The sequence below is a fragment of the Paramylibacter kogurei genome, from assembly GCF_002742285.1.
Classification (GTDB): Bacteria; Pseudomonadota; Alphaproteobacteria; order Rhodobacterales; family Rhodobacteraceae; genus Amylibacter; species Amylibacter kogurei.
Genome location: NZ_MDGM01000014.1, coordinates 129,817 through 156,513 on the forward strand (window position 1 = coordinate 129,817; position 26,697 = coordinate 156,513).

30 protein-coding genes, 1 tRNA gene and 1 riboswitch are annotated in these 26,697 nt (G+C 47.3%); of the genes, 18 read left to right on the top strand and 13 right to left on the bottom strand.

Annotated features, from left to right (window positions below):
• The first annotated feature begins 7 nt into the window (after positions 1 to 7).
• The 3 genes from BFP76_RS13295 to BFP76_RS13305 are packed head-to-tail and all read left to right on the top strand — an operon-like array spanning position 8 to position 2,831.
• A complete protein-coding gene (locus BFP76_RS13295; RefSeq protein WP_099594434.1) occupies positions 8 to 916 on the top strand; it encodes an ABC transporter permease subunit in 909 nt (302 codons plus the stop codon).
• Positions 916 to 1,884 carry an ABC transporter ATP-binding protein gene (locus BFP76_RS13300; RefSeq protein ID WP_099594435.1) on the top strand — a complete coding sequence of 323 codons (969 nt, stop codon included), beginning with the start codon at positions 916 to 918 and terminating at the stop codon, positions 1,882 to 1,884. Before BFP76_RS13295 ends, BFP76_RS13300 begins: the two co-directional genes overlap by 1 nt.
• Positions 1,881 to 2,831 carry a dipeptide ABC transporter ATP-binding protein gene (locus BFP76_RS13305; RefSeq protein WP_099594436.1) on the top strand — a complete coding sequence of 317 codons (951 nt, stop codon included), beginning with the start codon at positions 1,881 to 1,883 and terminating at the stop codon, positions 2,829 to 2,831. Before BFP76_RS13300 ends, BFP76_RS13305 begins: the two co-directional genes overlap by 4 nt.
• Before the next feature lie 43 nt (positions 2,832 to 2,874).
• Here the strand turns inward: BFP76_RS13305 and BFP76_RS13310 are convergent, their stop codons facing one another.
• Positions 2,875 to 3,783, bottom strand: a complete 909-nt coding sequence (locus BFP76_RS13310) for a UTP--glucose-1-phosphate uridylyltransferase (RefSeq protein WP_099594437.1) — start codon at positions 3,781 to 3,783, stop codon at positions 2,875 to 2,877.
• Positions 3,784 to 4,046: 263 nt separating this feature from the next.
• Between BFP76_RS13310 and BFP76_RS13315 the strand changes: the two genes are divergently transcribed.
• From BFP76_RS13315 to BFP76_RS13330, 4 genes are read left to right on the top strand one after another with little or no spacing between them, the layout of a single operon-like run.
• Entirely contained in the window at positions 4,047 to 4,937 is an 891-nt protein-coding gene (locus BFP76_RS13315) for a metal ABC transporter substrate-binding protein (RefSeq protein WP_099594438.1), read from the top strand.
• Positions 4,934 to 5,794, top strand: a complete 861-nt coding sequence (locus tag BFP76_RS13320) for a manganese/iron ABC transporter ATP-binding protein (RefSeq protein ID WP_099594439.1) — start codon at positions 4,934 to 4,936, stop codon at positions 5,792 to 5,794. The genes BFP76_RS13315 and BFP76_RS13320 overlap by 4 nt, the downstream gene beginning before the upstream one ends.
• A complete protein-coding gene (locus BFP76_RS13325) occupies positions 5,791 to 6,657 on the top strand; it encodes a metal ABC transporter permease (protein ID WP_099594440.1) in 867 nt (288 codons plus the stop codon). Before BFP76_RS13320 ends, BFP76_RS13325 begins: the two co-directional genes overlap by 4 nt.
• Entirely contained in the window at positions 6,654 to 7,499 is an 846-nt protein-coding gene (locus tag BFP76_RS13330; RefSeq protein WP_099594441.1) for a metal ABC transporter permease, read from the top strand. The genes BFP76_RS13325 and BFP76_RS13330 overlap by 4 nt, the downstream gene beginning before the upstream one ends.
• Here the strand turns inward: BFP76_RS13330 and BFP76_RS13335 are convergent.
• Genes BFP76_RS13335 through BFP76_RS13345 form a run of 3 tightly spaced genes read right to left on the bottom strand, consistent with a single transcriptional unit; the run spans position 7,479 to position 9,487 of the window.
• The gene (locus BFP76_RS13335) at positions 7,479 to 8,270 is read right to left on the bottom strand and encodes a metal ABC transporter permease (protein ID WP_099594442.1); all 792 of its coding nucleotides are present in this window, start codon (positions 8,268 to 8,270) and stop codon (positions 7,479 to 7,481) included. The genes BFP76_RS13330 and BFP76_RS13335 overlap by 21 nt on opposite strands.
• 9 nt (positions 8,271 to 8,279) lie before the next feature.
• The gene (gene znuC / locus BFP76_RS13340; protein ID WP_099594443.1) at positions 8,280 to 9,005 is read right to left on the bottom strand and encodes a zinc ABC transporter ATP-binding protein ZnuC; all 726 of its coding nucleotides are present in this window, start codon (positions 9,003 to 9,005) and stop codon (positions 8,280 to 8,282) included.
• Positions 9,002 to 9,487 (bottom strand): Fur family transcriptional regulator, encoded by a 486-nt coding sequence (locus BFP76_RS13345; RefSeq protein ID WP_099594444.1) that lies wholly within the window; start codon positions 9,485 to 9,487, stop codon positions 9,002 to 9,004. Before BFP76_RS13345 ends, znuC begins: the two co-directional genes overlap by 4 nt.
• Positions 9,488 to 9,558: 71 nt before the next feature.
• Between BFP76_RS13345 and BFP76_RS13350 the strand changes: the two genes are divergently transcribed.
• Positions 9,559 to 10,476: a zinc ABC transporter substrate-binding protein gene (locus BFP76_RS13350; protein ID WP_099594445.1), complete on the top strand. Its 918-nt coding sequence runs from the start codon at positions 9,559 to 9,561 to the stop codon at positions 10,474 to 10,476.
• Positions 10,477 to 10,529: 53 nt separating this feature from the next.
• Here the strand turns inward: BFP76_RS13350 and BFP76_RS13355 are convergent.
• Positions 10,530 to 10,605: transfer RNA gene (locus BFP76_RS13355), tRNA-Lys, on the bottom strand.
• Positions 10,606 to 10,708: 103 nt separating this feature from the next.
• Between BFP76_RS13355 and dapF the strand changes: the two genes are divergently transcribed.
• From dapF to BFP76_RS13380, 5 genes are read left to right on the top strand one after another with little or no spacing between them, the layout of a single operon-like run.
• Positions 10,709 to 11,548, top strand: coding sequence for a diaminopimelate epimerase (gene dapF / locus BFP76_RS13360; RefSeq protein ID WP_099594446.1), 840 nt, complete (start codon positions 10,709 to 10,711; stop codon positions 11,546 to 11,548).
• Complete coding sequence (gene mtaB, locus BFP76_RS13365; protein WP_099594447.1) at positions 11,548 to 12,813, top strand: tRNA (N(6)-L-threonylcarbamoyladenosine(37)-C(2))-methylthiotransferase MtaB; 1,266 nt, start codon at positions 11,548 to 11,550, stop codon at positions 12,811 to 12,813. Before dapF ends, mtaB begins: the two co-directional genes overlap by 1 nt.
• A complete protein-coding gene (locus BFP76_RS13370; RefSeq protein ID WP_099594448.1) occupies positions 12,810 to 13,478 on the top strand; it encodes a glutathione S-transferase in 669 nt (222 codons plus the stop codon). Before mtaB ends, BFP76_RS13370 begins: the two co-directional genes overlap by 4 nt.
• Positions 13,479 to 13,526: 48 nt before the next feature.
• The gene (locus BFP76_RS13375; protein WP_099594449.1) at positions 13,527 to 13,790 is read left to right on the top strand and encodes a potassium-transporting ATPase subunit C; all 264 of its coding nucleotides are present in this window, start codon (positions 13,527 to 13,529) and stop codon (positions 13,788 to 13,790) included.
• Positions 13,790 to 14,398: a glutathione S-transferase gene (locus BFP76_RS13380; protein ID WP_099594450.1), complete on the top strand. Its 609-nt coding sequence runs from the start codon at positions 13,790 to 13,792 to the stop codon at positions 14,396 to 14,398. Before BFP76_RS13375 ends, BFP76_RS13380 begins: the two co-directional genes overlap by 1 nt.
• A gap of 37 nt (positions 14,399 to 14,435) precedes the next feature.
• Here BFP76_RS13380 and BFP76_RS13385 read toward each other — a convergent pair whose 3' ends face one another.
• Complete coding sequence (locus BFP76_RS13385; RefSeq protein ID WP_099594451.1) at positions 14,436 to 14,882, bottom strand: tRNA (cytidine(34)-2'-O)-methyltransferase; 447 nt, start codon at positions 14,880 to 14,882, stop codon at positions 14,436 to 14,438.
• Between the two features lie 152 nt (positions 14,883 to 15,034).
• Between BFP76_RS13385 and petA the strand changes: the two genes are divergently transcribed.
• From petA to BFP76_RS13400, 3 genes are read left to right on the top strand one after another with little or no spacing between them, the layout of a single operon-like run.
• A complete protein-coding gene (petA, locus tag BFP76_RS13390) occupies positions 15,035 to 15,592 on the top strand; it encodes a ubiquinol-cytochrome c reductase iron-sulfur subunit (RefSeq protein ID WP_099594452.1) in 558 nt (185 codons plus the stop codon).
• Positions 15,593 to 15,603: 11 nt separating this feature from the next.
• The gene (locus BFP76_RS13395; RefSeq protein WP_099594453.1) at positions 15,604 to 16,893 is read left to right on the top strand and encodes a cytochrome b; all 1,290 of its coding nucleotides are present in this window, start codon (positions 15,604 to 15,606) and stop codon (positions 16,891 to 16,893) included.
• 20 nt (positions 16,894 to 16,913) lie between these two features.
• Positions 16,914 to 17,693: a cytochrome c1 gene (locus BFP76_RS13400; RefSeq protein WP_099594454.1), complete on the top strand. Its 780-nt coding sequence runs from the start codon at positions 16,914 to 16,916 to the stop codon at positions 17,691 to 17,693.
• Positions 17,694 to 17,748: 55 nt separating this feature from the next.
• On the opposite strand, the gene thiQ is transcribed toward BFP76_RS13400, so the two are convergent.
• The 3 genes from thiQ to thiB are packed head-to-tail and all read right to left on the bottom strand — an operon-like array spanning position 17,749 to position 21,009.
• Positions 17,749 to 18,462, bottom strand: coding sequence for a thiamine ABC transporter ATP-binding protein (gene thiQ, locus BFP76_RS13405; RefSeq protein ID WP_099594455.1), 714 nt, complete (start codon positions 18,460 to 18,462; stop codon positions 17,749 to 17,751).
• Positions 18,443 to 20,029, bottom strand: coding sequence for a thiamine/thiamine pyrophosphate ABC transporter permease ThiP (locus BFP76_RS13410; RefSeq protein WP_099594456.1), 1,587 nt, complete (start codon positions 20,027 to 20,029; stop codon positions 18,443 to 18,445). Before BFP76_RS13410 ends, thiQ begins: the two co-directional genes overlap by 20 nt.
• On the bottom strand, positions 20,005 to 21,009 hold the full coding sequence (thiB, locus tag BFP76_RS13415) for a thiamine ABC transporter substrate binding subunit (RefSeq protein WP_099594457.1): 1,005 nt from the start codon (positions 21,007 to 21,009) through the stop codon (positions 20,005 to 20,007). Before thiB ends, BFP76_RS13410 begins: the two co-directional genes overlap by 25 nt.
• A 40-nt stretch (positions 21,010 to 21,049) precedes the next feature.
• Positions 21,050 to 21,145: riboswitch (TPP riboswitch) on the bottom strand.
• 87 nt (positions 21,146 to 21,232) lie between these two features.
• On the opposite strand from thiB, the gene aroC reads away from it, so the two are divergent.
• A complete protein-coding gene (gene aroC / locus BFP76_RS13420; protein ID WP_099594458.1) occupies positions 21,233 to 22,333 on the top strand; it encodes a chorismate synthase in 1,101 nt (366 codons plus the stop codon).
• Positions 22,334 to 22,336: 3 nt separating this feature from the next.
• Here the strand turns inward: aroC and BFP76_RS13425 are convergent, their stop codons facing one another.
• The 4 genes from BFP76_RS13425 to BFP76_RS13440 all read right to left on the bottom strand — a co-directional run bounded on the left by BFP76_RS13425 (position 22,337) and on the right by BFP76_RS13440 (position 25,400).
• Entirely contained in the window at positions 22,337 to 23,206 is an 870-nt protein-coding gene (locus BFP76_RS13425) for a DMT family transporter (protein ID WP_099594459.1), read from the bottom strand.
• A 66-nt stretch (positions 23,207 to 23,272) separates the two neighbouring features.
• Positions 23,273 to 23,563 (bottom strand): HU family DNA-binding protein, encoded by a 291-nt coding sequence (locus BFP76_RS13430; RefSeq protein ID WP_099594460.1) that lies wholly within the window; start codon positions 23,561 to 23,563, stop codon positions 23,273 to 23,275.
• Between the two features lie 249 nt (positions 23,564 to 23,812).
• Positions 23,813 to 24,691 (bottom strand): caspase family protein, encoded by an 879-nt coding sequence (locus tag BFP76_RS13435; RefSeq protein WP_165775722.1) that lies wholly within the window; start codon positions 24,689 to 24,691, stop codon positions 23,813 to 23,815.
• A 40-nt stretch (positions 24,692 to 24,731) separates the two neighbouring features.
• Positions 24,732 to 25,400 (bottom strand): OmpA family protein, encoded by a 669-nt coding sequence (locus tag BFP76_RS13440; RefSeq protein ID WP_133117439.1) that lies wholly within the window; start codon positions 25,398 to 25,400, stop codon positions 24,732 to 24,734.
• Positions 25,401 to 25,530: 130 nt separating this feature from the next.
• On the opposite strand from BFP76_RS13440, the gene BFP76_RS13445 reads away from it, so the two are divergent.
• Positions 25,531 to 26,694, top strand: coding sequence for an acyltransferase (locus BFP76_RS13445; protein ID WP_099594463.1), 1,164 nt, complete (start codon positions 25,531 to 25,533; stop codon positions 26,692 to 26,694).
• Positions 26,695 to 26,697 lie beyond the last annotated feature (3 nt).

Here is a 26,697-nt window from a genome sequence, read left to right on the forward strand (position 1 = left end):
TAAAAAAATGAGTGATACAACAAATCAAACCCCGAAAAAAGAAACCAGTATGCGTCGTCGCATGTTGGCGGAATTTTGGTTTTATTTTTCTGAAAACAAAGGTGCGGTTGTTGGGCTTGCCTTAATGGTGCTTCTGGTCTTCATCGCCATATTTGCACCAATCGTTGCGCCGCACGATCCGATCCAACAATATCGCGATGCACTGCTCGTACCACCAGTTTGGCAAGACGGCGGGGATTGGCGTTTCTTGCTGGGAACAGATGCTGTTGGGCGCGATATGTTATCGCGGTTGATATATGGTGCGCGTTTCTCACTGTTTATCGGCGTCGTTGTTGTTGGGCTTGCGCTTTTGGGTGGTGTGACTGTTGGGTTGATCGCGGGATATTATCGCGGTGCGGTTGATACGGTCATTATGCGTATTATGGATGTTATCTTGGCATTCCCATCATTGTTATTGGCACTTGTTATGGTGGCGATTTTGGGGCCAGGATTGTTAAATGCGATGATCGCGATTGCGATTGTTCTTCAGCCTCATTTTGTGCGCCTTACGCGTGCGGCGGTGCTAAATGAATTGAACCGTGATTACGTGACTTCGGCGCGTGTTGCAGGGGCATCGCCATTTTATTTGATGACACGAACGATTTTACCCAACTGTCTTGGCCCTGTTATCGTTCAAGCAACGCTTTCATTTTCAAACGCTATTTTGGATGCGGCTGCACTTGGCTTTCTTGGGATGGGTGCGCAGCCGCCAACCCCTGAATGGGGTACGATGCTGGCCGAGGCGCGTGAATTTATCCTTCGTGCTTGGTGGGTTGTTACATTCCCAGGTCTGGCAATTTTGATCACGGTTTTGGCGATTAACTTGATGGGCGATGGCCTGCGAGACGCGCTTGATCCAAAATTAAAGAGGTCATAATGGGACTGTTAGATATACGAAACCTTAGCGTTGATTTTCAAACAGCCGGCGGACTATTTCGTGCGGTCGATGGCGTTGATATTCAATGCGAACGGGGTGAAATTCTATCCATTGTTGGTGAATCTGGTTCTGGTAAATCCGTATCCATGTTGGCCATGATGGGGTTGTTACCGTGGACCGCCAAAATCACAGCAGAGAAAATGGAGTTTGACGGTAAAGATTTAACCAAAATCACCAAACGTGAGCGGCGTAAAATTATTGGCAAAGATATGGCAATGATTTTTCAAGAACCAATTTCATCGCTTAATCCATGTTTTACCGTTGGATTCCAATTGGGTGAAAGTTTGAAACTTCATCTTGGAATGAATCGCGCAGAGCGTAAGAAACGTTCCATTGAATTGCTGGAAATGGTTGGAATTCCCGCACCTGAAACGCGCTTGTCCGCGTTTCCGCATCAATTATCGGGTGGTATGAACCAACGCGTGATGATCGCAATGGCGCTATCTGGTGATCCCAAACTGTTGATCGCTGATGAACCGACAACCGCATTGGATGTTACCATTCAAGCACAAATTTTGGATTTGCTTGTTTCTTTGCAAAAAGAAAAGGAAATGGCATTGATCCTGATTACCCATGATATGGGCGTGGTTGCGGAAACTGCTGAACGGGTACAGGTACAATACGCAGGTCAGCGCGTAGAAGAACAACATGTGACAGGCCTGTTTACCGACCCGCACCATCCATATACGTCTGCGTTGTTAAATGCATTGCCTGAACGCGCCGTTGGGCGCAAATTACCATCCATTCCAGGTGTGGTGCCCGGGCAATATGATCGCCCAACAGGTTGTTTATTTGCACCGCGTTGCGCTCATGTTCAAGACGATTGTCATGGTGTCGTGACACGTCAATCAGATGCATTGGGCAATGCCCTATGTAACCACCCATTGAACGCAGAGGTGACAGCATGAGCATCGCAATAAACGCCGTTGATTTGAAAAAACACTACGAGGTTAGCGGTGGCATGTTTCGCCAACCCGGCTTGGTAAAAGCGCTTGATGGGGCAAGCTTCACATTAGAAGCGGGTAAAACACTGGCGGTTGTTGGTGAATCTGGCTGTGGGAAATCAACCTTGGCACGTTTGGTTACGATGATCGAAACGCCAACTGCGGGAACATTGGATATCGAGGGTAAACCCGCAGATTCATCATCTGTGGATCACCGCAAAGCGGTGCAAATCGTTTTTCAAAACCCGTATAGTAGTTTGAACCCTCGCCATAAAATTCGCACGATTTTAGAAGAACCATTGCGCCTGAATACGGATATGAGCGCACAAGAGCGTACAAAGCGCGCGGCGGAAACTATGGAGCGCGTTGGTTTGCGCCCTGAACATATCGAACGCTATCCGCATATGTTTTCAGGTGGTCAACGCCAGCGTATCGCAATCGCACGTGCATTGATGTTGAATCCGCGCGTATTGGTTTTGGATGAACCTGTGTCTGCTTTGGATTTATCCATTCAAGCGCAGGTGTTGAACATTCTTGCGGATTTGCAGGCGGAACTTGGGTTGGCATATCTGTTCATCAGCCACGATTTGTCGGTTGTGAAACATATCGCCGATGACGTGATGGTGATGTATTTAGGCAAGGTTGTGGAATCTGGCGCCGCCAAGGATGTATTTGCCAATCCGCAACATCCATATACCAAGGCATTGCTATCCGCGACACCGAATGCGGATCCTGTGGCCAAGAAAGAACGCATCGTGTTGACGGGTGAATTGCCATCGCCGTTAAACCCACCGGCGGGATGTGCGTTCAACCCTCGTTGCGCCCATGCCAGCGATCAATGCCGCGCGTCGGCACCTAGATTAGATAAACTTGGTGACATAGAAGTCGCGTGTTTTCACCCAGTTGGGTAAATTAAAGCGGGGCGTTGCATTCGTATAACGCCCCGTATTCGCGCTAGGCTTTGACTTTTTTTGTGGCGTCGATATTGCCAATTGTTGTGCGCAGAAATTTTTCCAAATCGTCGCGTAGTTCTGGGCGTTCCAAGCCAAATGAAATTGTTGCCTGAAGAAACCCAGACATGGAACCACAATCAAATCGATCACCTTCGAAACGATATCCGTAAACGCCGTTACCTGCTGCAGCTTCGGCGTTGATGGCGTCGGTTAACTGAATTTCACCAGCGACGCCCGGGCGGGTTTCCATCAAGCGTTTCATGACATTAGGGGACAACAAATAACGTCCAATCACCGCATTACGGGATGGGGTGACTTCTGGTGATGGTTTTTCAACCAATCCGCTTGCCTTGACCAAACGGCCATGATCCTGTTCGACGTCCAGAATACCATATGATCCCACGCTTTCGAGCGGGACTTCCATTGTGCCAACAATATTGGCATGGGTCTCTTCCCACGCGTCAACCATCTGTTTTAAACACCCTGGTTTCGCCGCAACAACATCATCGGGCAAAAGCACGGCAAAAAATTCATCGTCATCAACGAAATTACGCGCAATCCCAACAGCATGGCCAAGTCCAAGCGGTTCACCTTGGCGCAGATACGCAGTTGATCCGTTTTCAATGTTGGATGCTTGCAGCTTTTTCAATAGCTTTTCTTTGCCATCAGCCGCGAGCCGGTCCTCTAATGTTGGGTGTTTGTCAAAATAATCGGCCATTGCAGATTTGCCACGAGCACTGACGAAAAGGAAACTTTCGATACCTGCTTCGCGTGCCTCGTCCACCGCATATTGCACCAAAGGGCGATCCACCAGCGGTAGCATTTCTTTCGGGATGGATTTAGTGGCTGGCAAAAATCGCGTGCCAAGCCCCGCAACAGGAAAGACAGCTTTGGTAATTTTAGGTTTCATGATCTTCTTTTCAATTTGCTTTGACGTGTCTTATGTACGCGCTTTGATAGCGGGTTCAAGTTTTACATTAAAATTCTGTGATTCATGCTTATTTATACAGCATATCATAACTGTGACATTTCATACTTATTTTGTGGAAACCGCGTCGAAATACCAAGAAATATAACGAGAAAGCAATTTATTGCGAGTCATTCGCAACTGGATTGACTTTCTTGCGAATCATTCTCATAAAGACGCGAACACAATTGGTGCTAGGAACAATAATGCTTAAACCGTTTACTCTTTTGATCGCTGTGATCATTAACAGTCTTGGCATGTCAGCCCAGGCGAATGACCAGTTCAAGGTTGTCACAACGTTCACAGTTATTGCGGATATGGCGCAAAACGTTGCGGGTGATGCGGCAGAGGTTGTTTCAATCACCCGACCTGGCGCGGAAATTCATAATTATTCACCAACGCCACGCGATATTTTACAGGCACAAAATGCGGATCTGATTTTGTGGAATGGGCTGGGATTAGAGCTTTGGTTTGAACAATTTTTTCAAAATTTGCGCGATGTGCCAAGTGCGATTGTTTCTGCGGGCGTGGAACCAATGGGAATTGCCCAAGGTCCATACACGGGCAAGCCAAACCCACATGCGTGGATGTCACTGGATGCGGCGCTGATCTATGTTGATAATATTCGTGATGCACTGGTTCAATACGATCCAGATAATGCGCAAATCTATCGTCAAAATGCGCAAATGTATCGTGATGAAATATCGCAAACCATTGCCCCGATCAAAGAGCAGATTTTAGCGATCCCCACTGACAATCGTTGGTTGGTAAGTAGTGAAGGCGCGTTTAGCTATCTTGCGCGTGATTTTGAAATGCATGAACTTTATCTGTGGCCGATCAACGCCGATCAGCAGGGCACACCAAAACAGGTGCGCGATGTCATTGATAGCGTGCGTGAAAACAAAATTGGTGTGGTGTTCAGCGAAAGCACAATTTCACCCGCACCAGCACAACAGGTTGCGCGCGAAACCGGTGCGAAATACGGTGGCGTGCTTTATGTTGACAGCCTAAGCAATGAGGACGGCGCCGTGCCGACTTATTTGGATTTATTACGCGTTACATCACAAACCATATTGGAAGGCTTGAACGCACAATGACAATGACGGGTCAATCGGTTGACGGGATTTGCGCAACAGACGTAACCGTAACCTATCGCAATGGTCACACCGCATTGCGACAAGCCAGTTTTGCGATCCCCAAGGGTACGATTGCCGCATTGGTTGGTGTGAACGGATCAGGGAAATCAACCTTGTTCAAAGCCTTGATGGGGTTTGTGCCCACAGCACAAGGAGACATTTCGATCTTGGGGCATTCGGTTAAGGAAGCCCTGCGCAAGAATATCGTTGCCTATGTCCCCCAAGCCGAAGAGGTGGATTGGTCATTCCCCGTTTTAGTCGAAGATGTGGTGATGATGGGGCGTTATGGACATATGGGTTTTTTGCGTCACCCAACCAAACAAGATCATGAAATGGTAAGGGCATCGCTAGAACGGGTAGGGATGCTTGAGTTTCGAAAACGCCAAATCGGTGAGTTATCAGGTGGCCAGAAAAAGCGGGTATTCCTTGCGCGGGCATTGGCACAAGAAGGCAAGGTCATCTTGCTGGACGAGCCGTTTACCGGAGTTGATGTGAAAACCGAAGATGCGATTATTAAGTTGCTGAAAGGGTTGCGCGACGAAGGCCGCGTGATGCTAGTCGCCACACATAATCTGGGGTCTGTTCCTGAATACTGTGATCAAACAATATTGGTCAAAGGAACCGTATTGGCATTTGGACCGACAGAAACGGTTTTCACCCAGAACAATTTGGAACAAACATTTGGTGGTGTTTTGCGCCATTTTGTTTTGGGTGGTGATGATTTGCACGATGATGATGATTTGCGCACGGTCACGGTGATTACGGATGATGAACGCCCTGTCGTGATTTACGACGATGAACATAAGACCCGCCAATGATGGAATATTTGCTGGAACCATTTGGTTATCAATTCATGATTAACGCAATGTGGGTTAGCGCATTGGTTGGGGCGGTTTGTGCATTTTTATCATGCTATTTGATGCTAAAAGGTTGGAGTTTGATCGGTGATGCGTTGTCACATTCCATCGTTCCCGGGGTGGCGGGGGCCTATTTGTTGGGATTGCCATTTTCCATCGGCGCGTTTTTTGCCGGCGCTTTGGCAGGTGGGGCAATGTTGTTTTTAAATGAACGAAGCGGATTAAAAGAAGACACAATTATCGGCATCATTTTTACCGCATTTTTCGGGCTGGGTTTGTTTATGGTGTCCATTTCACCCATTCCAATCAATATCCAAACCATAACGATGGGAAATATCTTGGCGATTTCTTCCAGCGATACGTGGCAATTGGCAATTATTGGGTTCGTTTCAATGGCGATATTACTGGCGAAATGGAAAGATTTCATGGTCACGTTTTTTGATGAAAGCCATGCACGATCCATTGGTTTGCGCCCAGAGATATTGAAAATTGTATTTTTTGCAATTCTGTCCGCATGCACAGTTGCCGCCATGCAAACGGTTGGTGCGTTTTTGGTGATTGCCATGGTGGTGACGCCAGGAGCGACGGCCTATTTGTTGACCGACCGTTTCCCGCGTTTGTTATTGATAAGTGTCGTGATTGGGGCGATGACCAGCTTTGTCGGGGCGTATATCAGCTATTTCTTAAATGGTGCGACAGGTGGTGTGATTGTGGTGTTGCAAACGTTGATTTTTCTGATGGCTTTCTTTTTTGCACCAAAACACGGTTTGATCGCCAATCGCATGCGTGCACGTAACGGTGGTGCCTTGGGGAAAGAGCAATGATGGAAACGTTGCTTTTGCCATTTCAATTTCCATTTATGGTGAATGCTTTTTTGATTAGCATTCTTGTTGCAGTCCCCGCAGGTTTATTATCCTGTTATTTGGTTCTCAAAGGGTGGTCGTTGATGGGTGACGCCATTAGCCATGCAGTTCTGCCTGGTGTGGTGATTGCCTATATTTTTAATTTCCCAATGTTGATCGGTGCGTTTTGTGCAGGGATGGTTTGCGCTCTGAGCACTGGTTATCTGACCGAACACAGCCGCATCAAACAAGACACGATTATGGGCGTTGTGTTTAGTGGTATGTTCGCGCTTGGCATTGTTTTATACACCAAGATCCAAACCAATGTGCATTTGGATCACATCCTGTTTGGCAATATGTTGGGAATATCAAAGAGCGATATGATGACCACGGGTTATGTCGCGATTTTTGTGGCGGTGGTAATCATTGTGAAATGGAAAGATTTTATGCTGCACGCCTTTGACGAGGCACAGGCCAAGGCCACGGGGTTAAACGTGAATCTTCTTCACTATGGTTTGCTGATCTTAATTTCGCTTACAGTTATTGCTGCACTCAAGGCGGTTGGTATCATCCTCGCGATTGCATTTCTGGTCACACCAGGTGGGATTGCGTTTTTGGTGACGCGTCGTTTTGGCATGATGTTGATCGTGTCCGTCGCTGTCGCGGTGGGGGCGTCAATCATTGGGATATACGCAAGCTTTTTCATCAATAGCGCACCCGCACCAACCATCGTTTTAATCATGACAGCGATCTTTATCGCGGCTTTGGTTTGGTCGATCCAACGCACCAAACGTCACAGCAGGTTAACCACGCATCCCACGTGAGAGCGTATTCAAAACCCCAAACAGAATGGCAGCACAACATACGATCGTCGGCCCCGTGGGTGTATCCCAAATGAGCGATGCTTGAATACCCGATACCACAGATATGCTTCCGATAAGCATTGCAAGGCCTGCCATCATTTCTGGGGTTTTGGAAAAACCGCGCGCGGCGGCGGCGGGAATAATCAATAACGATGCGATTAACAATGCGCCAACAACCTTGATCGCAACGGCTACTGTGATGGCCAGTGCGACGGTTAATATCAGTTGCTCGCGTTTTGGATTGATATGATGTGATGAAGCGAGATCGGCGTTTAATGTTGCCGTGAGTAACGCTGACCAACGCCACGCAATGATGCCACAAACGATTACCGCACCCACCCAAATAAAAATAAGGTCGCTGATACCAATCGCGAGGATATCCCCGAAAAGATAGGCCATCAAATCAACGCGAACACCAGTTAAAAATGAAACTGCAACCAGACCAAACGCCAATGCAGAATGCGAAATTACACCCAACAATGTGTCGACCGCCATGCCGCGTTCATTAAGGTTGGACACGATCACCGCCATGCCAAGACAAACGACAAGCACACCAACAATTGTGGATGCCGAAAACGCGAGCGATAAGGCAACACCTAAAATTGCCGCATGTGCGGTTGCATCACCAAAATACGCCATGCGACGCCAAACAACAAAACAACCCAAAGGCGCTGCTGCAATTGCCACACCGACACCAGCCAGGGCTGCGCGAATTAAAAAATTGTCCAACATCGGTTATTCCTAGTGTTCGTGATGATGGTCGTGACCATGATCATGTTCGTGACGATACAGTGCCAAGGCCCCACCCGTTTGTGCACCAAACAATGCGCGATATTCTGGCGCATTGGACACGGTTTCTGGTGTGCCGTGGCAACAAACATGTCCGTTCAGGCAAACAACGCGATCAGATGCGCTCATCACCACGTGTAATTCATGGCTTACCATCACCACAGCGCAATTTAGCTCTGCTCGGATTTCTGCGATCAATTCGTAAAATCGTGCCGATCCGGGCTGATCCAAACCTTGGGTTGGTTCATCCAATAATAATACGTCAGGTTCACATAATAATGCGCGCGCCAACAGAACCCTTTGGAATTGTCCACCTGATAAATCCGTCATTTGTTTGTGCATCATATTTGTTGCACCAACACGTTCCAATGCGGCCAACTTTTCGTTCTTTGACGCCCATCTTGGGATCGACAAAAAACGATCCACATTCATTGGAAGTGTTGCATCAATCGCAAGCGTTTGTGGCACATATCCGATTCTGATGTCTTTTTGGCGGGTGATTTTACCTTTGGTTGGGGCAAGGGCGCCGACAATTACCCGCAAAAGTGTTGATTTCCCAGATCCATTTGGCCCGACAATTGTCAGGATTTCACCAGCCGACAAATCCAACGTGACATCGTGCAAAATATTTTGTCCTGTGATTTCAACCGACACATTTTGAATTGAAATCAGGCTCATTTTGCGGTCTCGTTACATGAGGGGCAAATTCCGCGGGCTTCGATTATTGTTTGTTCAATAACAAACCCAGAATCCATCGCATGTTGATTTAATGCCGTTGGAACATTTGGAATTTCGGTTTCCGCCACACGTTTGCATTTCTTGCAGATCATGAATGCGGGATTGTGATCTTTGTGCGAATGTACGCAGGCAACAAAAGCATTCAGTTGTTCAATTTTATGTGCCAACCCATTACCAACCAAGAAATCCAATGCGCGATACACAACAGGTGGCTGTGCCTTTCCGCCTTCGTTGCTTAGCCTTTCCAAAATGTCATAGGCACCAAGTGCTGTATGGCTTTCAAGCAGAATTTCCAACACGCGTTGCCGCGCAGGCGTCAATTTCAAATGCTGTGCGTCACAGATATCTTGTGCCGCATGCATTGCGGATTCAACGCAGTTATCATGGTTGTGTTGGCGAAAGGTTTTTATTTGATCAGACATGATATTTTCGTTGATATGTTATATTATATCACATACGAAGCATATTTGATTTTGTCAATTGGAACACCACAATGAAAAACACAATAATCACGGCTATGGCCATCATGCTGGCAACGCAAATATCCGCACGCGCAGATCAATTGAATGTCGTAACCGACATCGCCCCCGTACACTCATTGGTCGCACAGGTGATGGATGGCGTTGAAACCCCCAGTGTTATTCTGGAGCCAGGTGCATCACCGCATCATGCGAATCTACGCCCAAGTAAGGCAGCCGCAATTCAATCTGCTGATATCGTGTTTTATATCGGTGATGCGCTAACCCCGTGGTTAAGCGCACCACTTGCGAAACTTAACACCGAAATTGTTAAAGTATCATTTTTAAATCAATCGGTTACAACGCAGCTTGCTAACCGCGATTTTGCGATTTTCGAAGAAGAACATCATGAACATGACGATGGCCATGATCATGGGGTCATTGATCCACATGTGTGGCTGTCACCCAAAAATGCGCAACAATGGTTGATGGTTATTGGCGATACGCTGTCGGTTCATGATCCAGAAAACGCATCGATTTATTCCCAAAACGTGTCACGAGCGATTGAAGGCTTGGAAAAAATGCACACTGACTTTTCCCAAAAAATTGCTTCTCGTAAAGATACCAAATTTTTGGCTTATCATGATGCATTTCAATATTTGGAACATGATTTTAATTTGACAGTTGTCGGCGCAATTTCATCAAGCGATGCGTCGCGCCCCAGTGCAAAGCGGATGATCGCACTTCAGAAACATATTACGGAACAAGGGATTGATTGCATTTTGAGCGAACCACAGTTTAGTGAAAAGTTGATCCAATCTGTGAGTGGTGGAAATAAAATAGCCATCGCTGAAATCGATCCGCTTGGGACAAAACACACATTGGGGCCGAATTTATATACAGCGATGTTTGCAGATTTTGCGAATGAAATTGCCAAATGTGGTGTTGAATAATCAGCTAAAAAACAAACGGCCTAGCAAATGAATGCTAGGCCGTTTTGGTAAAGTGGTGAGCCCTGATGGATTCGAACCATCGACCTACTGATTAAAAGTCAGTTGCTCTACCAACTGAGCTAAGGGCCCACTTTGCGCGGTGTTTAGGCACTTGGGCGCGGGGGGTCAATACCGAAATGTCAAAAAAACATCGTTACTGGATAGATACTGCGCGGTGGTCTATATGAAGCCTATGAATCAGGTAAAAAACATATCAAATGGTCTTCCATTTTTGAAAATGCACGGGCTGGGCAATGATTTTGTCATCATTGATGCACGCGGTGCAGAATCACCCGTGTCGCAATCTATGGCGCGTGCCATTGGTGAACGCCATTTTGGCGTTGGGTATGACCAATTGGCGGTGCTTACTGATTCTGATGATGCAGATGTCGATGTTGCGTTTTGGAATTCAGACGGCTCGATGGCCAACGCCTGTGGCAACGCTAGCCGCTGTGTTGCACGTATTATTATGGATGAAACGGGTGATTCAGAAATCGTCCTGCGCACTGGCAACGGTTTGTTGCCCGCAGTTGATGCCGGCAATGGATTGATTAGTGTCAATATGGGGCAACCACAGCTGACATGGGATACCGTTCCATTGTCCAAGGATGTGGATTTGAACGCGCTTCCAATTGACGGCGAACCGGGTGCGGCTGGCATGGGTAATCCACATTGTGTGTTCGTTGTGGATGATGCCGAGGGTGTTAATTTGGAAACGCGCGGTCCTGCAATTGAACATCATCCTTTGTTCCCAGAACGCACAAATGTTGAATTCATTGAAATCATTGATCGCCGCACCATTCGTATGCGTGTTTGGGAACGTGGTGGCATGATTACTTTGGCTTGTGGTTCGGGTGCTTGTGCTGCGGCCGTTGTTGCGCATCGCAAAGGTTTAACAGAACGTAATGTGACCATCCATTTGGATGGCGGTGCATTGCAAATTGATTGGCGCGACGATGGTGTTTGGATGACAGGCCCCACCGCGCTTGTGTTTCAGGGACATTTATCACCCGAATTTTTGGCGGGAATCTGATGGGCAAGCCACCAATTTTTGAAACATTCGGCTGTCGGTTGAATGCATATGAAACACAGGCAATGAAAGACCTGTCCGAATCTGCGGGTTTGGATAATGCAATCGTTGTAAATACCTGTGCGGTTACGGCAGAAGCCGTGAGATCATCAAAACAACGTATTCGCAAGCTGCGCCGCGAACATCCAGATGCGCAAATCATCGTAACAGGTTGCGCTGCACAAACAGAGCCACAGACATATAACGATATGTCAGAGGTAAATGTTGTAGTCGGCAATATCGAAAAAATGCAGGCCGATACGTGGAACGGATTGGCCAAGGGCCCAAATTTCATCGGCGACACGGAAAAAGTTCAGGTGAACGATATCATGTCGGTCACTGATACCGCTGGGCATTTAATTGATGGGTTCGGTACACGTAGCCGTGCATATGTTCAGGTGCAAAATGGCTGCGATCATCGCTGTACGTTTTGTATTATTCCATATGGTCGTGGTAATTCCAGATCTGTTCCAGCAGGTGTTGTTGTTGAACAAATTCAACGGCTTGTGGATCGAGGTTACAACGAAGTTGTGCTCACTGGCGTTGATATCACTAGTTGGGGTGCGGATTTGCCTGCGTTGCCTAAACTGGGAGATTTGGTGCAACGTATCCTGCGCCTTGTTCCTGATCTGCCACGATTGCGGATCAGCTCGATTGATTCAGTTGAAGCTGATCCAGCATTGATTGATGCGATTGCATCGGATCAACGTTTGATGCCGCATCTACATCTGTCGCTACAGGCAGGTGATGACATGATCCTGAAACGCATGAAACGGCGTCATTTACGTGATGATGCAATCGCGTTTTGCAACGATATGCGCAAGGCGCGGCCCGATATTATTTACGGTGCTGATATCATTGCTGGGTTTCCAACAGAAACAGAAGCTATGTTCGATAACTCGTTGAAATTAATCGAGGAATGTGATTTGACATGGTTGCATGTTTTCCCATTTTCCCCGCGCAAGGGTACGCCAGCGGCGCGTATGCCACAATTGCCACGAGACGTCGTCAAAGACCGCGCAGCACAACTGCGCCATGCGGGTGATAAACGTGTAAAGGCACACCTAAGCGCGCAGGTTGGCAAATCGCATTCCGTGCTTATGGAAAACGCCCGAATGGGGCGAACCGAAGGTTTTACCGAGGTTTTGTTTGATACTGATCAAGCCAAAGGCGAAATTGTTCAGGCCAATATCACGGGGTATTCTGAAACACAGTTATTGGTATCATGACACTTCCGATCTTGTATTCATTTCGCCGCTGCCCCTATGCCATGCGTGCACGTCTGGCGATTTTTGCAAGTGAGCAACAGGTGGAACTGCGCGAAGTGGTGCTGCGTGATAAGCCCGAACATATGATTGAAATCTCTCCCAAGGCGACGGTTCCGGTATTGTACTTGCTCGATGGATCGGTGATCGAAGAAAGTTTTGAAATCATGGAATGGGCGCTAAACTTGGCAGACCCAAACCAGATAGATCCAGAGCGATTCCGCGTGAAAGCACGTGTTTTGGTTGAACGGTGTGATGTAGAATTCAAACCATATTTAGATCGCTATAAATATCCAAACAAATTTGACGATATGACACGAGAGGCAGCGATTGCGAAAGCTGCTGATTTTATAAATGATCTCGATAAAATGCTTGAAAATCAACAATTTCTAATGGGACATTCGCGTGGATTTTCTGACATTGGCATCGCGCCATTTATACGCCAATTTGCCCATGTTGACCGTGATTGGTTTTTAAAACAACCTTGGAAAAATGTAATCGATTGGTATTTAGAGTTCACCAATTGGGATGGCTTCTTGCGTATTATGAGTAAATATCCAAAATGGACACCAGATAGCAAAATTACGGTTTTTCCCGAAATTACGCAAATTTCCGTAACAGCATTTTAATTGTAAATGGACCGAAAAATTCCTAGATTACAAAGAGGAGGATTTTTCATGGCCCTACCAATTATACCAATTGCAATGGTTGCTGGTGCAGTAGCATTGGCACGAAATGTGCATATCAGCCCTGTTGATCAACGCGTCGAAGATCGGCTTGATGATATCGGCGAAGGTTTTGCCGCGCATCGCAATCCAAATGGAGAACAAATTAACGCAAGTTATCGTTGGAAACGTGTGGTGCGTTTTGGAAAATCTGGCCCGGCAATGGAAATCGATGCAAGCGCGTTGGGGCGATTGAAATTCAAGAAAGTAATTTAATGCAATTATATTATGCAGATGCATCACCTTATGCACGTAAAGTGCGTGCTTGTGCTGTTGTGCTGGGCTTGGTTGGTCAGATCAAAGTTGTGAATGTTGCAGGCACACCCATAAATTCGGGGACACTGCCAATTGATATAAATCCGCTTGGCAAAATACCGTGTTTGGTTTCAGATTCTGGTGATGCAATATACGATAGCCGCGTGATAACCCGTTACCTAAATTCCATGGCGGATGGATCGCTATATCCAGAAGGCAAACACAAATGGCGGGTGCTGACATTAGAGGCAACCGGGGATGGGATCATGGATGCCGCATTGGCGATGGTTTATGAAAAACGTGTGCGCCCAGCCGAAATAGTTTTTGATGACTGGATTGAAGGGCAGTGGAGCAAGATAACGCGCACCATAGATGATATTGAAAAGCGTTGGATGAATGATTTAGCCGCGCCGATTACAGCGGCCCATATTGCGCTTGGATGTGCTCTTGGCTATTTGGATTTTCGCCTTGATGATCGTAATTGGCGCAATGGCCACGATGCCTTGGCCGCATGGTTCGTGGAATTTTCAAAAACTGATGCGATGACGCTTACCGCGCCCAAAGGGTAATTTTGCCTTCGGCGAGGATATTTAAAACATTTGGTAATTACGTGTTGCGCGTTTGACGCAATGCTTCGCTAACGGCCATGCCCGCGGTCATCGCAACGTTCAGGCTCCGCGCAGTGCCGTGCATTGGCAATTTTACGTGACAATCACAGGCATTGTGCACCGATTCTGGAACACCAGCGGATTCGCGACCCATGACAATGGTATCGGTGGGTTGAAATGTGAAATTCCACAGTGAATCTGTTGCTTTGGTGGTCATGAGGACAAGGCGACCAGTGTTTTTGGTGGCTAAATAGGTTTCCCACGAATCGTGGCGCGTCATATCGGCGATATCCGCATAATCCATTGCGGAGCGGCGTAATGTTTTGAGAGAAAGCGGGAATCCACATGGTTCAACGATATCAAGGGGGATGCCCAAACAGGCGCAAAGGCGAATCATTGCGCCGAGATTTGGTGCGATATCGGGTTGATATGTGCAAAGTCGCATAAAATTTGCCTTCTTTTTACGGCTGCGTCCAAAAGGCCGCTAGACGAAATGTGATGCCATGTGTAATACGCAGCCTGATACCCTGAATTTTGTTCAGGTACACCTTATTAATTACGCCCTAATCTCTGGGGCATGGCAAGGGAGATACGTTCGTGTCTACAGACAAGAACTCTACTGGTACCCGCCGCGACTTTTTATATGTCGCAACAGCCGCGACTGGCGCTGTCGGGGGTGCTGCTGCGGTTTGGCCGCTGATTAATCAAATGAACCCAAGTGCGGATGTGCAAGCGTTGGCCTCTATCGAGGTGGATGTTGCAGGTTTGGAACCTGGCACACAGATGACAGTGAAGTGGCGCGGCAAGCCCGTGTTCATTCGTCGCCGTACAGCGGATGAAATCAGTGCTGCACGTGATGTCGCGTTGAGCGATTTGCCAGATGCGGCCGATCGCAACGCAAATATTCCAGATGGCGATGCATCGGATGCAAACCGCACCTTGGACGAAGCAGGTGAATGGTTGGTCATGATGGGTGTGTGTACGCACCTTGGCTGTGTGCCATTGGGCGACGCTGGTGATTTTGGCGGCTGGTTCTGCCCTTGTCACGGTTCACACTATGACACTGCTGGTCGTATCCGTAAGGGTCCAGCACCTGAAAACCTGCCTGTGCCAACGGCAGTGTTTTTGAACGAAACAACAATCAAGTTAGGCTAGGGGGAAAGATCATGGCTGGTATTCCACACGATCACTATGAGCCAAAGTCTGGCTTTGAAAAATGGTTGGATGCGCGTTTGCCGATTGCAGGCGTTTTGTATTCAACATTGATGATTCCAACTCCAAAAAACCTGAACTGGATGTGGATTTGGGGCATCGTTTTGACATTCTGTCTGGCGTTGCAAATTATCACAGGCATCATTTTGGTGATGCATTATGTTCCACATGTGGACATGGCGTTTGATTCCGTTGAACACATCATGCGTGATGTGAACGGTGGCTGGGCGTTCCGTTATTTACATGCAAACGGTGCATCATTGTTCTTTATCGCCGTGTATATCCATATTTTCCGCGGTCTTTATTACGGTTCCTACAAGAGCCCGCGTGAGATCACGTGGATTGTGGGCATGTTGATTTACCTTGCGATGATGGCAACGGGTTTCTTGGGCTATGTTTTGCCTTGGGGTCAGATGTCATTCTGGGGTGCGACGGTTATTACTGGTTTGTTTGGTGCGATCCCTGGTGTTGGCCCAATCATTCAAGAATGGTTGTTGGGTGGACCAGCGGTTGACCAAGCAACATTGAACCGTTTCTTTAGCCTTCACTATCTACTACCGTTCGTGATTGTTGGCCTTGTGGTAATCCATATTTGGGCATTCCACACAACAGGTAACAACAACCCAACAGGTGTGGAAGTGCGCCGCAAATCCAAAGCAGAAGCTGCCAAAGATACGCTACCGTTCTGGCCATATTTCGTGATCAAAGATTTGTTCGCGCTGGTATTGGTTTTGACAGTATTTGCCGCAATCGTTGGATTTATGCCAAATTACCTTGGCCACCCAGATAACTATATCGAAGCGAACGCATTGGCGACGCCAGCACACATTGTGCCTGAATGGTATTACTTGCCGTTCTATGCGATTTTGCGTGCGATTACGTTCGATGTGTTGTTCTTGGATGCGAAATTCTTGGGCGTGTTGGCCATGTTTGGTGCGATCTTTGTGATGGCGCTGGCACCTTGGTTGGATACATCATCAACACGTTCGGGTCGTTACCGTCCGATGTTCAAGTGGTGGTTCTGGCTGCTGGGCGTTGATTTCATGGTTCTGATGTGGTGCGGTGCACGCCCAGCAGAAGGCTTGGTTCCAACAATTTCGTTGATTGGTGCGATTTACTGGTTCGCGTATTTCTTGATTATTTTGCCAATCCTTGGCCGTATCGAGAAACCGCTGCCCACACCTGAAACAATCGAAGCTGATTTTGATGCGCATTACCCGCCAAAATCAACTGTGTCACGCTAAGCGATAGATAGGATAAGAAGATGAAAAAGACAGTTCTTTCAGTTCTTGTTGCATTGGGTGTGACGACGGGTTCCGCATTTGGGGCTGGTGATGCAGCGCATATCCACGACGTTGATTTTAGCTTTGAAGGCCCATTTGGTTCCTTTGATCAGCATCAATTGCAACGCGGTATGCAAGTGTACCAAGAGGTATGTTCAGCATGTCACGGTCTGCGCCAAGTTGCGTTTCGCACTTTGGGTGACGAGGGTGGTCCTCATCTGACCGAAGATCAAGTAAAGGCCTTTGCGGCCTTGTATGAAGTATTTGATCCGGAATTGGATGATACACGTGCGGCGATCCCATCTGATAAATTTCCGCGCAGTGGCGTTGAAAATGCACCTGACCTGAGCTTGATGGCAAAGGCGCGTGCAGGTTTCCACGGTCCAGCTGGTTTGGGGATCAATCAGATCGTCAAAGGAATGGGTGGCCCAGAATACATCGTGGCTATCTTGACCAGCTACACTGGAGAAGAAAAAACGCAAGCGGGTACAACGTTGTATGAAAATACTGCCTTCCCAGGTGGTTGGATTGCAATGGCGCCACCATTGGCCGATGATCAGGTTGAATTTGCCGATGGCCACGACGCCAGCGCACATCACATGGCCGAAGATACAGCGGCATTTTTGATGTGGGCGGCAGAGCCTAAAATGATGGCGCGTAAATGGACAGGCTTATTGTCTGTTGGTTTCTTGGCGTTGTTGACGGTTCTGTTGTACCTGACCAACAAAAAATTATGGGCACCACATAAGCGTAAAGCTTAACTGCCTAGACCAGAAAAAGTTTAAGAACGCGCCACTTGTTTGGCGCGTTTTTTTGTTAGCCATGTGCGCGACGCGTGCCAAGATAGCTTGCCAATGCGGGTGGTGGGCTATGAAACAATGTGGTTGTTTCAACCGGTGCAAATGCGCGTCCTTGTGCCACCAATATTGTTTGATCGGCGATATATTCGGCATCGTCGGGCTGATGCGTTACCATCAACAATGTGGCGTTGGCGGCATCCACGATTTCCGCAACCAAATCCAACATTTCATGTTTCAAGGCGGGACCAAGTGCTGCGAATGGTTCGTCTAGGCAGAGGACAGGACGATCGCGCAGCAAAGCACGCGCAAGTGCGACGCGTTGTTGCTGCCCGCCTGACATCTCGCTTGGCATTTTGGTTCCATGCCCGCCTAGCCCAACACGGCGCAGCGCGTCTTGGATGATTTCTTTTTCTGAATCGTTCAAGCGCAAATTTGTGCGTAGCCCCAGCCCAATGTTTTGTTCAACACTGAGATGTGGGAACAGGTTGTGATCTTGAAACAACAGGGATACAGGGCGTTTGGCAGGGGGATCATTTGAAATATCCGCACCATTAAACAAAATGCGGCCTGATGTAATTTCTTTGAAACCAGCGATTGCGGACAGAAGGGTGGATTTCCCGCCCCCCGATGGACCGAGCAATGCGATTTTGTGGCCTTCTTCGATTTCCAGATCGGCGTCCAATTGAAAATTACCTTGGTTCAAAACCAATTTATCGAGTGTGATGCTCAAGTTGACCTCCACGATCAAAAAGCCAAAATAAAATAAGGCTAAGAGATATTAACAATAGCGCAACTCCGCTTGCCATTTTCAATTGATAGGCGGCCATAAGACGATACATCATCAATGGCAAAGTTTCGATATCAGGCGGGGCGAACAGCGCGATTACACCCAGATCTCCCATCGACAGTGCCGCTGATAATCCAGCGGCAAATCCAATCGGGCGCTTTAACCGTGGCCATATGGCGATGCGAAACCGTGTCCAGCGTTCCATGCCCAAACTATCACCAAGCGTACCATAGTGATCTTCTGCGCGGGTCATCGCGGGCAATATGATGCGTAGCGCAAATGGTAGGCTCATGGCCGCGTTAATCAACGCGGTTACGGGCAATGCCACGGCAAATGGACTTATGTATGGGTTGATGATGATAAAAAGCCCTGTACCAATCACAAACGGGGACGCCGCAAGTGTTAAAAAACCCAATCCTTCGACAATTTGTGAAATGCGTTTGCGCCGCCGTGCAATACGAATAATCAACGCAGCCAATGCAAGCGACATCACGATGGTCAGCATTGCCGATCCCACCGCAATGACAACGGAATTAAGGGCAGCGGCGTATATTTTAATTGGCAGATGCGCGATGGGGATCAGGCCGCGAATAAAAAGTGCGAGCAATGGAAGGAACAAAAACAAAGTTAGCAATATCAGCGAAATGGAATCACATATTATGTGGAATGTTCCCTTGCCATCCCAGCGTTCGGGTGGTCGATCCAAGCCGAACGCAAAATTCGTTGGCTTTGCAATAAAAATACAAGCAAGTGCAACGCTTGTGCATAACCCAAATTGCACCACGGCCAGCAATGCAGCCTTGGACAGATCAAAATCAAATCGCAATGCTTGATATATCGCAAGCTCAACCGTGGTGGCACGTGGCCCTCCGCCAAGCGCAAGTACAACGGCAAAGCTGGAAATACACAGCAGAAACACCAACAAAAATGCACCTGGCAATACGGACCAAAGCATCGGGCGTTCTAGATGTTTGCCAATTTCAGAGGGTGACATATCCAGTTGCGCACATAATCGGAAATGCTCTGCGGGAATTGACAGCCAACCTTGCAATAACAGCCGTGTTGCCAGCGGAAGGTTGAAAAACACATGTGCAAAGACAACACCGAAATATCCATAGATATTCAAAGGTGAAAACCCAAACGGTGCGATTGCTTGACTAACCCAACCCGAACGCCCCCAAACAGCAACGATGCCTAATACGGCGACAATAGCGGGCAAAATGAATGGTGCGCCCAGAAAGGAAACCATCAATGCGCGTCCGCGAAATTTGCGCCGCGCCAATGCGCGTGCAACGGGTATGGCCAGTACGATGCTGACACTTGCCGATACAAACGCCTGTGACAGGGTGAAACGCACCGCCGACCAATCGGAACTGCTGAGCCCTGATCCGATTTCGGCATGTGTCCAAACCGCGATGACTGTGCCGATCGTTAACACAAGTAGCAGCGCAAACGCGCCGCCACCTGCGATAAAGTGAATCGGCCTTATTGGCTGAGTGCGGTTAGCCATTCTGCGAGTGCCGCGTCACGTGTTTTTTCTGCTTCGATGGGATCAACGATCAAACTTTCTGTTGGCGTTATCAGCGTTTCAAACCCTGCTGGAAGCCCTGAATACGGGAAAACCGCTGGATACATCCAATTGGTTGTCGGTATGATATCTTGAAATTTTGGCGATGTCATAAATTTCAGAAAATCATCTGCAAGTTCTTGCTGATCGCTGCTGGCTAATTTTCCAGCGACCTCGATCTGCATATAATGGCCTTCCTTAAATGATGCGGCTGATTTGGTATGATCATCCTCTGCGATGATGTGATAGGCGGGCGATGTGGTGTATGATAGCACCATATCAGCCTCTCCTTCGGTAAACATACCGTATGCTTCGGACCAACCTTTGGTAACGGTCAGGATTTTTGGCTCTAGCTTTTCCCAAATTTCTGGTGCGCGATCACCATATGCGGTTTTTACCCATAACAACAAACCCAAACCTGGGGTTGAACTGCGTGGATCTTGGATCACGATTTTTAGATCATCAGGTGCTGCGATTAATGCCTCGAAACTGTCAGGCACATCTGAAAGTTTGGTGTTGTCATAAACAAATGCAAAATATCCCCAATCGTAGGGTAGGAAAATTTTATCTTCCCACGGGATCGGAACATCAAGATAGGACGGCGCTTTCCCATAGGGTGCAAATAGCCCTGTTTCTGTGGCGCGTGCGGTAATGTTTGTATCTAGCCCCAAAACAATATCTGCATCTGTGCGTTCGCCTTCCAACAGAACTCGCGATAACAACGCCGCTCCATCACCCGCTGCAACCAACTTTAAATCACATTCACAGGTTTCTTCGAATGCTTTTTCCACTGCGGGGCCAGGCCCCCAATCGGAAACAAAACTGTCGTATGTGTATATTGTTAACTCGGGTTTATCTTGTGCATATGCCGATATTGGCAGCGCCACACAAAGACCCGCAGCAAAAAGTTGGAAAATTTTCATCCCTTGTCTCTCCTAGCTACAGGCGTCAGGCGAGGTTTGCGGGTGTTCCCATAACCTTCCCTCCGCCGGCATAATCCGGTTCAGGTTCTACGGGTTCGTTTCACGTCTCAGCCCAAAGGCTCCCCGAGGTATTGGTAAATCTATCCTAAGCGGGGAAAAGTGCAATAGGCAGGGTTTCGTTCTGAATCGGCTTAGGATAAAGCAAAGATAAGGAGTATTGCGCATGTCTACGAATTCATTTGGCAGATTGTTCACAGTCACAACATGGGGCGAAAGCCACGGCCCCGCATTGGGGGCAACGGTTGACGGGTGTCCGCCGAATATCCCGTTGGACGCATCAATGTTGCAAAAATGGTTGGACAAGCGAAAACCAGGTCAAAATAAATACACCACGCAACGCCAAGAAGCGGACGAAGTGGAAATTTTGTCGGGTGTGTTCGAGGGTAAAACCACGGGTACACCAATCCAATTGATGATCCGCAATACCGACCAGCGATCCAAAGACTACGGCGATATTATGGATAAATTTCGCCCGGGCCATGCGGATATCACCTATTGGCAGAAATACGGTATTCGCGATTATCGCGGTGGTGGGCGCAGTTCGGCGCGCGAAACCGCAGCACGCGTGGCCGCGGGCGGCGTGGCGCGCGAGGTTTTGAAGGCTTTGGTGCCAGATTTGAAAATCACTGGTTACATGGTGCAAATGGGCGCGGATAAAATCGATCGCGAAGCAATCGATTTAGCGCAGATTGAACAAAATCCATTCTGGACACCAGATGCCGCCGCCGCTGATCGTTGGGCCGAATATTTGAACGGCTTGCGCAAATCAGGAAATAGTGTTGGTGCCGTGATCGAAGTCATCGCATCGGGTGCCCCTGCTGGGTTGGGTGCGCCGGTGTATGCTAAAATTGACACAGATATCGCCACGGCAATGATGTCTATCAACGCTGTCAAAGGCGTTGAAATCGGTGCGGGATTTGGTGCAGCGGAATTAACGGGCGAAGATAACGCCGATGAAATTTTCATGGGTGATGATGGCTTGCGATATTCGTCAAACCATGCAGGCGGAATTTTGGGTGGTATTTCCACTGGCCAAGACTTGGTCTGTCGCTTCGCAGTGAAACCTACATCGTCTATTTTGAAAACGCGCAAGACAGTTACCAAATTAGGTGAGGAAACAGAAATCATCACCAAGGGACGTCATGATCCCTGTGTTGGAATTCGCGCTGTGCCAGTGGGCGAAGCGATGATGGCCTGTGTGATTTTGGACCACGTATTATTGCACCGGGGGCAGGTAGGTAAAAACCAAGGCAAGATTGGTTAACACCTATATCGTTTTGCTGCGGCTGAGTTGTACTGCCAAGATCCCGACCATAATGATGACCACACCAATAACATCGGTTTTTGTAAGCTGTTCGTCCAAAATGACCGCCGCTATTGCCACGCCAAAAAATGGATTCAGGAAATGGAATGTTGCCGCCTTGGTCGCACCAATACGCAACACCAATTTAAACCAGATGTAAGTTGCGATAATTCCCGGTGCCAATACCGTGTATACAAACGCGATAAACACAGATGGTGACCAGTTAAATTGCCATGTTTCGAATATGAATGATGGGATGATCAGGGCAACGCTCCCGACCAACATTTGCAATCCAACGGTCATCAACAAATTGTTTTGAGTGCTTGCGCTTTTCACGGTTAATGTTGCGATGGTCAGAGCGACAACTCCGACAATGCACAGCATCACACCCGTGACGTCGACACCGCCGTTGAAACGGTAATACATGATCAACAAAACACCGACGAACCCCGTGATCAAACCAAGGTTACCAATCACGCTTAAACGCTCTTTAAAAAATACTGTGGCGGCAAACGCGACAAGCAATGGCATGGTGCTGGCAATGATCGATGCGAGGGATGCCTCGATTGTTTGCATGGCAACAAAAAACAGCCCTAAGTAGATGGCGTTTTGGCAGATGCCAAAAACAGAGATGGCGCGCCATTGGGACCGTGTAAAATTAATCCTCTGACCCATTGCATATGCGATGGTAATTGCAATGATGCCTGCCAATAAAAAGCGAAGCGATGATACCGCCAAAGGTGGAGCGGATTGAACGATAATTCGTGCTGATGTAAATGCGCTGCTCCAAATAAAGGCAAAGCTTAGCCCCATTAAAATTGCACGAAAATCCATATTGATATCCCAAAGAAAAGGCCGCGTTAATCGCGGCCTTATCAACATTCGAATTTCTGCAACCGCTTAGTCGTTAATGACGTCTTTTAGCGCTTTTGCAATAGTAACCTTTGCAACACGGTCAGCTGGTTTTTGGAATTGCTCACCTGTAGCAGGGTTGCGAACCATACGTTCTGGACGTGCACGGCATTGGAATTTACCCAAACCAGGAAGTGTCACAGCACCACCAGCAGCGACTTCTTTTGATACGATTTCAGCCAGCGCTTCCAAAGAACGGTTTGCTGTTTGTTTGTCTGAACCGCAGGCATCTGCCAAAGCGGAAACGAGTTGTGTTTTAGTCATTGGTTTTTGTGACATTGACTGCTCCTATTGTTTTTAATGTTCAACACCTGTTGGCGTAGTGCGTAAACCTAACAAGATGTTGCGGCGAAACACAACTAGCCCATGTACAAAAATGCGCATAAAAACGCTGTTTTTATGGGTTTTGACGATAATTTTCGGGGTTGACGAGAATGAAAAAGCACAAAATCTAGTATTTCACCAACGATTCAGTCGAAATTTACAAGAAATATGACATCATTGATCTGCTTGATTTGTGCAATATAGCTACTGACATTGGGGCGGCAAGGGCGAAGTTAGCTTGGCACACAGCAATTTTCGCAGTTTTTGTTTTGCTTTATCGTGCGCAGAAATTTCCAATCCATTTTCCATGTCCCGCAAGACAGATTTATGTGAAAAACCGTGTTCTGACAGGTTCATAAAGCTCTGATCAACGGCGCTATTTTCAAGCGCCTGCGATGCATTCAATTGGAAACGTGTAATCAAAGATGAGACCGTTGTTGGCATTTGATGATTGTTCGAATTTACGAGAACGTCGCGGCGCGTGTTGCGAAATAGCTCTTCAATATCAATATCAGGAATTTTCATATTATCGAGCAATGCACCGGTGAAAATGCTGTGGTTTGCGATGCCATCATATGCCTTTTTTCCAATCGTCGTGGAAAAGGTAATTAAACTTCCCATCGGGGGAGCGTTTACTGGGGGTGCAATCGTTTTGTTACCAATCAGGTTGCTATTGGAATCGTCAAAACACGCATCAAAGATAAATAAATTCGTGCGCAATCGATTTGATAATTCATGCACGATTGTTTCAATGTTTATCGCGCTTGCGTTCGTCGATTGCAGGTGCGGGTTATAGTCGGTTGGTATCAGAAAGTTTTCATCATCTCGTTGCATTCCATGCCCAGCGAAATAGACCAAAACCGTATCCGCAAATTCGACCTTTTTTTGAAATAACGAAATTGCATTTCGCATTCGATCATTGTTCAAATTGGTCGCAAGAAACACTTGAAACCCAAGCGATGAAAGCGTTTCGCCGATCGTTGTTGCATCGTTTTCAGGCGTACGTAATTTGTCCAAATTTTCGTATGCGCCATTCCCAATGACCAATGCCATGCGCGTTTGTGCATGCGCTTGTTGCGCCATGTTCAGTACGAAGCAAACACAAGTTAAAATGCGAATTATTTTACGCACAACCATTGGACGCATCTTTCGTTGAAAATTCAACACGTCTATTCAACGGATCGCTGCCAGCAATATTTGCAAGTGGCTGTGTTTCCCCAGCGGAAATAATTTGAATGCGATCGGGTGAAATTTTGCTTTTTTCTGCCAACAATTTTGCAACGGATACGGCTCTTTTTTCAGAAAGTGTTTTGTTAAATGCCGCACTTCCAATTGTATCCGTATGCCCAGTCACTCGAATGCATGTATCGGACATGTTTGGCGCAGAAAGAACCGCCGCAAGTCGTGCAATATGTTCCACATATTGTGGTTCCAATTGAAATGATGCAAAGGCAAATTGGATGAAATATCCATCATTTGATTTCGCTGCGCGTCGGTCAATGACAGGAGCAGATGGCTTGAACGTCGCTTGCTTAACAGTAGGTTTAGTCGGCGCTGTTCGCCCCAGATCTTGCGCTTTTTGCGCATTGAGCTCTTGATCCAATCGCAAAACAATTCCACGCGGCGATCCGTTTGTTTTAACGTTTTGGCATTGTGCCTCTAGGCCACCTGTTAACGCGTTTTGTATCGCGCAACTGCTTGCTTCGATGGGAAGTTGGAACTGGCTTTGAGCCTGTATTTCAAAACTTGCACAGCCCATGAAGCCGAGCGTTAGAGTTGTGAGAAGTCGCAATTTAAGCCTCCAAAATTTTGAGCCCTTTTAGGAATGATTCATAAACAATTGCTTATGATCTCTCGAATCGTGAGCACGAAATACAAATGAATTTGCGAAAATTGTTTGTTGTTTTGAAAGGATCCAAATTATGGGAAGCAACGAAAAACCGCAATCCGACCGGATGTTCTGGCTTGATTGTTTACGCTTGCTTGCCAGTATTTCAATGGTCGGGCTTCACGCATCGTCCGATATCATGGGGCAGCCATTCCCAGATTATCAGCCAAGCGAACGTGTTTTCCCCGTATTGTTCCGTTCAGTGGCGTATTTGGCGCGTACCGAATTGTTTATCATCATCTCGCTGTTTTTGTTGATCTGGTCGTTGGATAAACGCGGACGTGGGTATCGCGAAACCGTTTTTGAGCAAATGAAACGATTATTGCTTCCGTTTGCATTTTGGGTCGTATTTTATGCATTTTTCCGACTGATCAAAGCAACCCATTTTGGATATGAAGCGGCGCTGATGTCAGAGTTGGCAACACCATCGGCTTGGCTGGGGTACTTTACACTTGGTACTGTGCAATATCACATGCATTTCCTGCCAACATTGTTTTTGTTGGTTTTGTTTTACCCATTTTATCAAGTTGCTGTGCGTACACCCATGCTTGGACTATTGGTGTTGCTCTGTCTTTTTGTGAAACGAGAGGTTGACGTGTTTATTTGGGCCGAACTGCAAATTGTATCGGGGTTTGAATATTTGGTGCGCGGGGTCAAGGTGATGGCATATATTGGTTATGGCGTCGTGGCTGCGAGTTTTTATGGGATACTTAAGCGTGGGATGACAAAGTCCGACGCGCATAAATTGACGGCAGTTGCGCTATTTGTGTGTGTGATGCTCTACTTCATCAAGTTGGTCTATTCTTACAAGGTAATCCAAACAGGGCATTGGAATTACAATTATACGCCTGCGTATTGGGCGGATTTTTTGATCCCTGTCGCATTGTTTGGAATTTTCATGGGTGCAAAGAATTCAAATTTTCCAGCCTTGATCGGTCGGCTGGCTCCCTTTGGGTTTGGCATATATTTGGTGCATCCAATTTTTTTGGATTTGTTGGAAATCGCGCTTTGGCATGATGGGGTCAATCCGAGTGTCTATGTTGCAACCAAAGCATTTGTCGCGACGGTTTTGGCAACTTGTGCGGTGATGTTTATTTCAAAGTTTAAAAAAATTGCATGGATTGTTGGGCTTGGGAAGCCACCACGTTTACGAAATTTCAGTAATCTACGTGCAAAAGATTTGGCAAAGGGCGCTTAGGCC